Source organism: Candidatus Poriferisodalis sp. (assembly GCF_965203655.1).
Taxonomy (GTDB): Bacteria; Actinomycetota; Acidimicrobiia; order Acidimicrobiales; family Poriferisodalaceae; genus Poriferisodalis.
Genome location: NZ_CBDBDD010000004.1, coordinates 110002 through 121088, shown reverse-complemented (window position 1 = coordinate 121088; position 11087 = coordinate 110002). Strand labels below are relative to the sequence as shown.

Here is an 11087-nt window from a genome sequence, read left to right as displayed (position 1 = left end):
CCGGCTACGGTGACCGGCGGCGATCCGGCGAGCCGACGAGGGGCGCACCGGTTGACCTCGCAGGGTTGAGACGAACCGCTGGGGCGCGACATGACCAACTCCCCAATGAGCTCTGCGGAATTGATCGACGCCGCGAACGAGCTCGTTCCGCTGCTACGCGAGACCGCCCGCGAGGCGGAGCTGGCCCGGCGCCCGCTCGACCGGGTGATCGACGCTGTCCGAGACAGCGGGCTCTTCGCACTCATGGTTCCCAAGGCTTACGGCGGCCACGAAGCTGACCTCGACACCTATTTCGAGGTGACGCTGACGCTGTCTCGCGCCGATGCCTCGATGGGCTGGCTGATCTCGTTCTACATCGAGCACAACTTCTGGATGTGCGGCTATCCGGAGAGCTTCCAGAAGGAAGTCTTCGCCGAGCGCCAGTTCATCCTGGCCCCTGCCACGCTGAACGCAGGAGGCGGCAGGGCGACCCCCACCGAGGGCGGCTACCGGCTCGACGGTCAGTGGCAATGGGGCACCGGCATCGTCCATGCCGATTGGGTGCTGGTCGGCGCGATGATCGACGAGGGCGACGGGCGGGTGCTGCCGAACTTCTTCGCGTTGCCGCCTGAGGATGTCGAGCCCGTCGACACCTGGTACGTGATGGGCCTGTGCGGCACCGGTTCGTGGGATATCCGCGTCGACGACGTTTTCGTGCCCGCCGATCGGGTCGTCTCGATGGTCGGGCTGATGAACGCAGCCGGCGAATCAACCCGGGTTCACTCAGGAGAGCTGTACCGCACGCCGCTCATTCCCGTGCTCGGCTTCGCCGCGGGGCTGCCCATGCTCGGTGCGGCCCAGATGGCGCTGGAGGAATACCGCTCCCAGACCAAGGCCAAGATCGCGGCGAACCGAACCGGCATCGGCGGCCCCGAACGCGACCAGGGCAAGCCGGCGATCGCCGCACGGGCCGCGCTGTCGATCGACGCAGCCGAGCTCATGTTCCGCGACGTGCTCGCCGATGTGATGGCCCAGCGCAACAGCGCATCCTTCGAGACCCGCAGCATCTGGCTGTCGCGCCTGACCCACGCCGTGTACATGTGCCGCGATGCCGTGAGGGACATCTGCTCGGTCACCGGCGCCGGCGGCAGCCGGCTGGACAACCCCATTCAGCGGGCGCTGCGCGACATCACGACCGGTTCCAACCACCTCATCTTCGACCGCGAGGTCCGCTACGCCGACTACGGACGCCTTTTGCTCGGCCAGCCCACCAGCAGATTCATGGTGTGAGATACCCGCCGGCTGTCTGCGCCAACTAGCGCCACCGCCGACCGTCCGGTCGCACATGGACATGCCCCGCGAGGTCTGTCAGGCTTGCGCCGACGGGAGTACGAGCGACCGAGGGGGTCATTCCATGTCGAACATCAATGACGTAGCCGCAGCGTTCTTCGACGCCTGCGAGACCGGCCAAGGCTGGGACGGCTGCGCCCAGTACTGCGCCGACGACGCAACGTTCTCAGCGCAGTCAGAGGCCATCGGCGACCTCACCGACCTCCGCTCGTACGCCGAGTGGATGAAGGGCACCTTGATGATCCTGCCTGACGCCACCTACGACCTGAAGTCGTGGGCCGTCGACGCCGAGCGCAGCAGCGTCCTGGCCTACGCCGTGTTCAACGGCACCCACACCGGCGAGGGCGGACCGGTGCCCCCGACAGGCAAATCGGTCAGCTCGGACTACGTGTACGACATGCGATTCGAGGGCGACAAGATCTCCCACATGACCAAGATCTGGCACTCGGGCGTCGCGCTGCAGCAGCTCGGCTGGGCCTGAGCCCAGCCCGACAAACACTCAGCTGCCGCGCGACCGGACGGTTCAGCTCGGCAGATCGTCGCGGGTGAGGAATGAACAGGAGCGTCGAGACATGACCGTGCTTGATGAACAGCAGAGCGGCTTCCTTGCGGAGCACGTCTGGGCCATCTTGGCCACCGGCCGCAGCGACGGCTCACCTCAGCAATCGATGATCGGCTACGTCGTGGACGACGACGGCCGCATCGTGATCTCGGCCAAGAGCTACACGGCCAAATGGCACAACGCCGTGCGCCAGCCGTCGGTGAGCCTGTGCGTTCCCGACGGCCGAGTTCACCTGGTGGTCTACGGCACGGCCGAGACCATCTCGGAGGATCCGCTGCGCGCCGAGCTCACCGCAGGTGTCTTCGCCCGGCTCATGGGCAAGGAGCGGCCCGATCCCTCGGGCATCGTGCCGATGCTCAACGAGCAGCAGCGCACCGTCATTCGCATCACACCGACCAGCGCCATCTTCCACGAATAGCCCCCGCCGGCCGAGGCTCAGTGGCGGTGGCGGTGATCGCCTGGTCGTAGCGGTCGTGGTGCTGGCGCAGCAGGTCGGGACCGTGAGCGGCGGCGAGCGTCGTGCGCTTCACTGAGGGGGCTCGAATCACACGACCCGTGCGACTGCCCTGAACCGACAGCGAGGTGCCATGCCTGCAATGCAGCCGACCGCCGACCAGTTCCGCGCCTTCCGCGATGACCCCCACGATGGGCCCATTGCGCAGGTCAACCTGTTGAAGTTCCGGGTCAAGGCCGCCTACGGGCCAGATGAGCCCGAGCACGCCAATGACGAGCCCGGCGTCGCCGCCTACCAGCGTTACGTCGATGCCTTCCGGGCCGCCGCTGCCGAGGTCGGCGGGAGCTGCCTGCTCTATGGCCACGCCGAGCGCTACTTCATCGGCCAGGGAGACTGGGACGCCGTGCTGATCATGCACTTCCCCAACCGGGCTGCGTTCATCGCGACCCTGAACCATGCCGACGACGCCGAGATGCACCGCCACCGCGCGGCTGGATTGCTCTGCCAAGACCTGCTGACCACACGACCGGCCGTCGCGGCCACCTAGCGAGTGCACGAGCTGACGTGAGTACGACCGCCAAGTTCGTGTTGATGGCCCCGCCCGGGGCGCCGGCAGTGCCGAGTGTGGATGTGCTCGAGGGGTGGGCGGCCGCGCTGCGTTCCGAGCACACCGATCTCGACGTCGTGATCGCCGTGACCGACAAGGACGTGCTCGACCAGCTTGGCGATGCCGACGCCGCATACGGCGTGCTGCCACCGGGTTGGCATGCGCCGCGGCTGCGCTGGCTGCAGGCTTCGATGGCCAATCCGCCGCTCGGCTACTTCACCCCCGAACTCGCCGCCCATCCCGTCGTGGTCACCAACATGCGCGGCGTGTACAACGACCACATCGCCACACACGTGATGGCGTTCCTGCTTGCGTTCGCCCGCGGATTGCCTCACTACGCGCACGCCCAGCGCGACCGGCAGTACCGCGGCGGGGTCGCCCCGGTACTGCACCTCGCGGACTCGACGGTGCTGTTCATCGGCGCAGGCGGCGTCGCCCACCAGGCAGCCCGCTACCTGCAGCCGTGGGGACCGAGGGTTGTCGCGGTCGACGCCCGCCCCGAGACCACCTCGGGCGGGGCCATCGACGCCGTATTCAGAGCCGAAGAACTCGAAGCTCAGCTCCCGCTGGCCGACGCAGTCGTCATGACCGTTCCCCACACTCCCGAGTCCGAACGGATGCTGGGGCGGCGCCATTTCGAGCTGATGAAGCCCACGGCGGTGTTCATCAACATCGGCCGCGGCCAAACCGTCGTGCTCGACGATCTCGTCGGCGCTCTCGAAGCCGGTGAACTCGCCGGCGCCGGTCTCGACGTGTTCGACCGAGAACCACTGCCGCCCGACCACCGCGTCTGGACGCTGCCCAACGTGCTCATCACGCCGCACGTGGCAATGGTCGGCCCTGACATCGGGCAGCGCCGCTTCGAGCTCATCGCCGAGAACTGCCGCCGCCTGCTGGCCGGCGAGCCGCTCCGCTACGTCGTCGCCGACAAGGTGCTCGGCTTTTGATCGCGCCCCGCTGTTGTAGCCCGCAGTGATCCTGCGGACCACGAATCGCTTCGAGAGAGACCTCAAGCGCGTCAAGCGGCGCGGCAACGACCTGAACGGCCGCTGGGATCACACGAGGGGAGTTCCGGGGTCGAGACCCAACCGAGTGCGGCCGTACAGCCGCGCGTTGCCGTCGAAGTCAACGATGGCATGGTGACAGGCGGTGTTGATGTCTCGGTAGCGAGCCTGGAGCAGGCTGTCGTCGTAGATCCCGTGGGCACCCGCGGCTGCGAAGACTCGGTCGACCGATCGACGAGTCAGCTCGACGGCGTAGGCCGCGTGCCATTTCAGTTCGGCTCGGTCGTTCAGCTCGAGGCGTTCGCCCGTGCGGGCGACCTCGTCACAGCGATCGGCAGCCTGCTCGATCAAGGCACGGGCCAGGTCGAGCTCGGTGACCGATTCGGCGACGCGCATCTGGGCGCCGGGGTCTTCGGCCTTGGACGACTTGGTGTACACCTCGCGACGAGCTGCGGTTCGCTCGATGTGCAGGTCGAGGGCACCGCGACCGATCCCGACCACGGCCGCCGCGAGCTGCACGGAGAGACATACCAGCACCGGGAGACGGTTGACGAACGTGGCACCGCCCTCGCCGTGGGGGCTGTGTCCGTCGAAGAGCATCTTGGTAGCGATGGATCGGTGGTCGGGGACGAATACGTCGTCAGCGACGATGTCCTTCGAACCGGTGCCTCGAAGGCCGAGTGTGAACCAGGTGTCGTCGACGTCGACCTCTGACTTGGGAACGATGACGTGCAGGGCCCTCGTCGGGCTCTCGGCAAGCACGTCGGCAACGGCTCCGATCAGCAGCCAGTCGCCGTGGTCGACTCCGGAGGCGAACTGCCACCGACCGTCGAGGCGCCAGCCGCCCTCGACGCGCGTGGCCTTGCCTTGCGCGGCGAGTGTTCCGGGGACCCGGATGTCGGGCCCTCCGGCGAACACCTCGGCCTGACACTGCACAGGAAAGCTGCCGACCATCCAGGCATGGGCATTGGACACCATCTGGACCCAGCCGGCAGACGGATCGGCGGCGGCAACGATGAAGAGGCTGGCGACCTGGGCACCGAGACCCGCTTCGGCACCGCCGTGGACAGCGGGGGTGAGCAGGCGAAACAAGCCGGCATTCGCCATCGCTCGGACGGACTCTGGTGCGACGTGGCGGAGCCGTTCGGACTCCGGGGCGTGGGTGCGAAGCAGCTCAGCGATCGATTCGGCTGCAGCTGTCGCTGAATCGGGCTCTGCTCGAGGGTGTATTCGTGTCACGCGCACCAACATATGGATGGACTGTTCGCAATTCTTGGGGCTATTGCCCGACACTTAGATGCCCATTTGTGTTCTCAGTACAATTCTGCGATGAACGGCGCAGACCTGCTTCGCCATTACTACGACGAACTCCTTGCACTGCTGGTCACCGAGATCGCCCACAGCATTCCTGGGTTCAACGACGGAATCGAGAATGCCAGGCACCCGCTGCGGCGGCAGCGCCAAACGGCGTTGCGACTCAGTCTCACCGGGATGACTCACGCGATCGACGCCCGGCACGGAATCGTCGTCGAGCCGATGGACTGGAGCGAACACGTCGAACTCGGCCGGATGGAACGACGCTACGGACGGCCGCTCGGGCAGATCCTGCGAGCACCGTGGGTCGCATCGCGGACGATCATCCGGTTCGTCAACGATCGGGCCGCCGACTTCGGCATCTCAGTGGACGCCTGCCATGAGACAAACGAAATTGTCGTTGAGTGGTCAGACCAAATCTCCATCGAGTTCAGCGAGGGCTACAACGACGAGACCGCTGCTCGCTCCAGCCAACTGGAAGCCCGCCGGCATCACCTCCTGCGCACCGTCCTGGCCGACACTGCTCCAACCGATGACGCGCTTCAAGCGGCGGCTCAAGCTGCGAATTGGCGGCCCGCGCCCCGCATCCGGGTACTCGTCGCCCGTGGTCCCGGACGCGACCACTACCGTCGGCACCTCCCCTCAGGCAGCATCGCCGCCGACCTCGATGACGAACTCGTTGCGCTCATTCCCGCCGCTCACGCCACGACCATCCGCAATAGCCCTGCCGACGACGCTGTTGCGGCCCTCGGGCCGCGAACGGCTATCGGCAATTCCGCCTATTCCGCCCGCCTTGCGCGACGCGCAATCGCCCTGGCCCGCAGCAGCCGGCCCGAGTTCATCGACAGCACGAACTGCGAACTGGATCTCGTCGCGTTCGCCGACGTCGCGGCTGCAGAGGCATTCAGCCGCCGTCTCCTGCAACCGATCGAGGACAACCCCCAACTTGTCGAAACGCTCTACGCGTGGCTCTGCCACCATGGCCGGCCGCAGGCCACCGCCCACGCCCTCGGCATCCACCCCAACACCGTCAACTACCGCATGAACCAGATACGCGAGCGTGTCGGCTCGGCCATCGACAGCCCGGACCACCGTCTCGACCTCTACCTCGCAACGCATATCGCAGTCAGCGGCGCTACAGGCCTCAACGGTGAGACGCAATGAGCAACGCCGCCGCGAGCAGCTAGCTAATGTCCGCATGAGGTGCAACTTGCTGACAACTCAGCGGCGCCAAGAACGCCCGGCATGGGATCACCTCGGCCGATGGAGCGTGGCGCTATGCATCTGAGCGCATTCATTCAGGCATCCCCGAATCATCAGATCAAGGGGATGTGGAAGCACCCTTCCGACGAGACGTCGTGGGGGTACCGCACGCTGAACTGGTGGCAGGACTTGGTGCGCACCCTGGAGCGGGGCTGCTTCGACGGGATCTTCTTCGCCGACGTGCTGGGCACCTACGACGTGTACGGGGCGAGTCGCGAGGCTGCGTTGCGCGGCGCGGTCCAGATCCCCGGAATCGACCCCACGCTGCTGATCCCGGCGCTGGCGGCATGCACCGAGCACCTCGGCTTCGCCGTGACTTTCTCCACCAGCCACCACGCGCCGTACCACACGGCCCGGCTGTTCTCGACACTCGACCACCTCACCGGCGGCCGTGTCGGCTGGAACATCGTGACCTCGTACCTGTCCGACGCCGAACGTCAGGGGCTCGGCCAGATCCTCGCCCACGACACCCGGTACGACCGGGCCGACGAGTACGTGGACGTCTGCCTCAAGCTGTGGGAGCAGAGCTGGGACGAAGGGGCGATCGTGCTCGATGCCGAGGCCGACACATTCACCGACCCGGCCAAGGTGCACGAGATCGACCATGCCGGCGAGTGGTTCACGGTGGAAGGGCCGCACATGGTCGAGCCCTCGCCCCAGCGCACTCCGGTGCTGTATCAGGCGGGGAACTCGGCACGCGGCGTCGAGTTCGCGGCCAACACCGGCGAGGTCGTGTTCATGTCGGTACCGGGCAACGACAAGGGCGCTGCCGTGGTGGCGTCGCTGCGCGAGCAGGCGGCCGCAGCCGGCCGCGACCCCGAGCACATCAAGGCATTGCAGGTGGCGCGGGTGGTGGTTGCCGAGACCGACGCCGAGGCCCGGGCGATGCGCGACGAGTGGTCACGACTGTTCTCTGTGGACGGCTACCTGGCTCTGTTCTGCGGCTGGACAGGCATCGACTTGGGCGGTCACCCGCCTGACACGCCGATCGATGACATCGAGGCGAACGCGATCCGCACTCAAGTCGAGCGCTGGAAGCTGGAGGATCCCGACAAGGTCTGGACCGTCGGCGATGTCGCCCGGCGGCTGTCAGACACTGCCGGCGGCCTGGGGTTCGTGGGTTCGCCCACCACTGTCGCCGACCAGTTGGAGGCGTTCATCGAAACCACCGGAGTCGACGGGTTCAACGTGACGACGGCTCCCGTCCCCTGGGGTTTCTCCCAGATCGTCGACTATCTCGTGCCCGAGCTCCAACGACGAGGCCGGTTCCGCACCAGCTACGAGGGCACCACCTTCCGGGAGAACTTCTTCGGCCCCGGCCAGCGTCATCTGCACACCACCTACCCCCGCCTCCGCTGACGCGACTATGGGCACCGCCCCAGGTTCCGATTGGTGACCCCGTCCTCACGGAAAACGGCTACTGACCTCATCACACCCTGCGACATACTGATCCCGAACCGGCGTCCCGAACGACAATGTTCCCCATCTGGGGTACACTCGGGACACGGCGCAGGAGATCGCCCCATGGCCAAGACCGAGACGATCCGTGCTCGCGTTGAACCGGATCTGAAGATGCAAGCCGAGCGCGTCCTTCGCGAACTCGGATTGTCGGCCACTGAGGCGATCACGCTGTTCTATAGGCAGGTAGTGCTCCGGCAAGGCGTCCCGTTCGAAGTCAGCATCCCAAACGCCGAGACGGTCGAAGCGCTGCGCCAGGCCCGGGAACCCGACGAACTGACCGAATACTCAAGTCTCGACGAACTCAAAGCCACGCTGTAGCCCGCAGTGATCCTGCGGACCACAAGTCGCTTTGAGAAAGACCTCAAGCGCGCCAAGCGGCGCGGCAAGGACCTCAACAAGCTGTGGGCCATTCTCGAGGTGCTCGTAGCGGACGGCGAACTGCACTCCCGGCACCGGCCACATCGCTTGTCGGGACAGTGGTCGAACTCCTGGGAATGCCACATCGAGCCTGACTGGCTGCTGATCTGGGATCGTCAAGAGGACGCGCTGGTGCTCGTCCGAACAGGCACCCACAGCGATCTCTTCGGCTAGTCAGAGGTTCGGAGCGGGCCGCTCCGGCTACGTTCGCTTATCCGGGTGCTTTGGTGATGCCGACGCCAATGGACAATCCATGACACGACTCGAGGTCAACCCATGACGCCTGCCACTGAACCGTCGAACGGCTCGGCCCGCGTCAGAGCGCTGGTGGTCGAAGCTGTCGCCCAAGCAGCAGAACTCATTGCCACCCCCACCACAGCCAAGCGGTGGGACCAACCGTCCGCTCTTGGCGGCATGACGGTCGGGGCGCTCTCGGCCCACCTCGTACGCGCCGCTGGCGCCACGATCGCCTACCTCGACCGCACCCCGCCCGACCGGCGTTCCGACGGCGACCTGCTCACCGCGGTCACCTACTTCCATGCCGCGGTCGACTCCCCCATCCACGACCAGATCAAGGATGTCTCCGCCACCGAATCGGCCATCGGTCACGAAGCCACCGTGGCCAAATGCCGCCAACTGGCCGCCGACCTCGAAACACGGCTGGCCGAGGAACCCGACGACCGTCTCGTCGCCGCGCTGGGAGGCCGGCTGCTCACGCTCGACGACTTCTGCCGCACCAGGCTGATCGAAGTGCTCCTGCATCTCGACGACCTTGCCGTCAGCATCGGCGAGCCCCGCCCAGCCACCGACCCCGAAGGCGCAGCCATCATCATCGACATCTGCATCAACATCGCCCGAGACCGCAACGGCGACTGGGGCGTCCTCTACGCCCTGACCCGAGCCGAACGCTCCACGGGAACCGTCTTCCCCGTCTTCTAGCCCCCAACCGAAGGGAATACCCATGTCCACGGGCGACGCACCGACGCCAGGGTGGGACCCGCCGAAGCGGCCGCCCACGGGGGTGGCGGAGGTCGAGCTCGCGAACCAGTTGGCGGACCAACGAGCCTGATGAGCACCGCGAGGTTCAGCGCCGACGAGCTGTACGAGATCGTCGAGACCTACGCGAGCTTCGGCAATCACCACACCGGAACCCCGGCCGATACTCAGACCACCGCCTGGCTGACCGACGTCCTCCGAAGCCTTGGTGCCTCCGTGCACGAAGACCGGTTCGAGTTCGACCGGTTCGTCTGCACCTCCGTGCTGCGGGTCGCCGGCCAAGTGGTGCCTGCGCTGCCCGTTTTCTATTGCGCGGAAGGCAACTGGCAGACCAGGAACCTCTCCGTCGTCGACGTCGATGTCGGCATCGTGGGCAACCCGCGCGGGCTCGACCCCTACCTCAATGCTGACCCTGACGCGGCGGCGCTCGTTATGGCCATCGGTGGGCTCGACGACCATCCCGTGCAGTGCAACCGCGTGCCGCAGATGCCGGCAACTCCCGGGCGCCCTGCAGTGATCATTCCGGGTAACTGGGCCGACCGTGTCCGCGGCGCCGATGCCGAACTGACCTTTGGGGCGACAGTTGAGCCGGATCGCAGCGCCAACGTCATCGCCACATTGGGTGCAGCCGACGCGCCCGCGATCAACATCACCACGCCGCTGACCGGATGGACCCCCGCCGGCGGTGAACGCGGCACCGGTCTCGCTGTCGCGTTGGCGATGGCTGCCGATCTCGCCGCCGATCACCACGTCACGCTCTCGGTGTGCAGCGGCCACGAGATCGATCACATCGGTCTCAAGCACTATCTCGCCAGCCGCGATGTGGCCGGCTGGCCGGTTGTCCATCTCGGCGCATCGGTCGCAGCAATCGAGCCCGATTCGACGGGCCCCGCTGGGCTCGGTGATCAGCGGATGGTGCTCACCTCGGCCAGCGACGAGGTCCGCGACGAGATCGCCCGCCGGGTGCTCGCAGCCAATTGGCGCTTGAGCGAGGCGAATCCGTGGCCGGGCGAAGGCGGCACATGGTTCGAAGCCGGCGCATCGGTGCTGTCGTTCCTGGGCGGATCATCGCTGTTTCACACCACCGCCGACACGGCAGCCGCTGCGACGACGCCGCAGGCCATGGCGCTGGCCGCCGAGGTCGCGATCGACGCGGCCCGGCGCTTCCTCGATGCCCACCGGTAACCGTTCCCAAGAGGCCGCAGCGTCCCGAGTACCTTCACACCCGGCGTGATCGGCCGCCCTTCGATCAAGGTCGACGATCGGCCGTCGACTCGAGGAATCCAAGGCACTGCGACGCATGAACGTGAGCGAAGAAATCCCCACTGAGCTTCAGGCTGCTTCGGAGGCTGCGCTCGAGTGGATCAACGCAACGCAAGAGTCTCACTTCGAGATCACCGGAATCATCGACGTCGAAGACACCGTGGCACGAGCGCGAGCAGGGTCCTTCGAACTGGGCTTGGTGCTGTGCGACGGCAACATCTGTGCCCGCGAGCAGGTGATGGTCGAACAATCAGCCGAGGGCTTTCGAGTGTCGGCCGCCGACGTTGACGATCCGCTGATCCCGCCGCTGCTCGACCCGCCGATCGGAGTGCGCAGCGGATGGCTCAACGCCCAACTCGACAAGCACAAGTTTGTCGTGTTGGTGTTCTACCGCGGGTTGTGGTGACCTCCATGCCG

General features: G+C 66.5%; 13 protein-coding genes. 12 read left to right on the top strand and 1 reads right to left on the bottom strand.

Annotated elements, in window-relative coordinates:
• Positions 1-105 precede the first annotated feature (105 nt).
• From ACOGW9_RS03280 to ACOGW9_RS03260, 5 genes are all read left to right on the top strand, one after another.
• Positions 106-1269, top strand: a complete 1164-nt coding sequence (locus tag ACOGW9_RS03280; RefSeq protein WP_419908333.1) for an acyl-CoA dehydrogenase family protein — start codon at positions 106-108, stop codon at positions 1267-1269.
• Positions 1270-1393: 124 nt separating this feature from the next.
• Positions 1394-1810, top strand: coding sequence for an ester cyclase (locus ACOGW9_RS03275; RefSeq protein ID WP_419908331.1), 417 nt, complete (start codon positions 1394-1396; stop codon positions 1808-1810).
• A gap of 91 nt (positions 1811-1901) precedes the next feature.
• Positions 1902-2309, top strand: coding sequence for a TIGR03618 family F420-dependent PPOX class oxidoreductase (locus ACOGW9_RS03270; RefSeq protein WP_419908329.1), 408 nt, complete (start codon positions 1902-1904; stop codon positions 2307-2309).
• A gap of 169 nt (positions 2310-2478) precedes the next feature.
• Positions 2479-2892, top strand: a complete 414-nt coding sequence (locus ACOGW9_RS03265; RefSeq protein WP_419908327.1) for a DUF1330 domain-containing protein — start codon at positions 2479-2481, stop codon at positions 2890-2892.
• Between the two features lie 17 nt (positions 2893-2909).
• Entirely contained in the window at positions 2910-3899 is a 990-nt protein-coding gene (locus ACOGW9_RS03260; protein ID WP_419908325.1) for a D-2-hydroxyacid dehydrogenase, read from the top strand.
• Between the two features lie 108 nt (positions 3900-4007).
• Here ACOGW9_RS03260 and ACOGW9_RS03255 read toward each other — a convergent pair whose 3' ends face one another.
• Complete coding sequence (locus tag ACOGW9_RS03255; RefSeq protein WP_419908323.1) at positions 4008-5195, bottom strand: acyl-CoA dehydrogenase family protein; 1188 nt, start codon at positions 5193-5195, stop codon at positions 4008-4010.
• 90 nt (positions 5196-5285) lie between these two features.
• Between ACOGW9_RS03255 and ACOGW9_RS03250 the strand changes: the two genes are divergently transcribed.
• From ACOGW9_RS03250 to ACOGW9_RS03220, 7 genes are all read left to right on the top strand, one after another.
• Entirely contained in the window at positions 5286-6434 is a 1149-nt protein-coding gene (locus ACOGW9_RS03250) for a PucR family transcriptional regulator (protein WP_419908321.1), read from the top strand.
• Between the two features lie 81 nt (positions 6435-6515).
• A complete protein-coding gene (locus ACOGW9_RS03245) occupies positions 6516-7892 on the top strand; it encodes an LLM class flavin-dependent oxidoreductase (protein ID WP_419908319.1) in 1377 nt (458 codons plus the stop codon).
• Positions 7893-8057: 165 nt separating this feature from the next.
• Positions 8058-8312: a type II toxin-antitoxin system RelB/DinJ family antitoxin gene (locus tag ACOGW9_RS03240; RefSeq protein ID WP_419908318.1), complete on the top strand. Its 255-nt coding sequence runs from the start codon at positions 8058-8060 to the stop codon at positions 8310-8312.
• Positions 8313-8318: 6 nt separating this feature from the next.
• Positions 8319-8585 (top strand): type II toxin-antitoxin system YafQ family toxin, encoded by a 267-nt coding sequence (locus ACOGW9_RS03235; protein ID WP_419908316.1) that lies wholly within the window; start codon positions 8319-8321, stop codon positions 8583-8585.
• Between the two features lie 102 nt (positions 8586-8687).
• On the top strand, positions 8688-9350 hold the full coding sequence (locus ACOGW9_RS03230; protein WP_419908314.1) for a maleylpyruvate isomerase N-terminal domain-containing protein: 663 nt from the start codon (positions 8688-8690) through the stop codon (positions 9348-9350).
• A 129-nt stretch (positions 9351-9479) separates the two neighbouring features.
• Positions 9480-10592 (top strand): hypothetical protein, encoded by a 1113-nt coding sequence (locus ACOGW9_RS03225; protein WP_419908312.1) that lies wholly within the window; start codon positions 9480-9482, stop codon positions 10590-10592.
• 115 nt (positions 10593-10707) lie between these two features.
• Positions 10708-11076: a hypothetical protein gene (locus tag ACOGW9_RS03220; RefSeq protein WP_419908310.1), complete on the top strand. Its 369-nt coding sequence runs from the start codon at positions 10708-10710 to the stop codon at positions 11074-11076.
• The last annotated feature ends 11 nt before the right edge of the window (positions 11077-11087 follow it).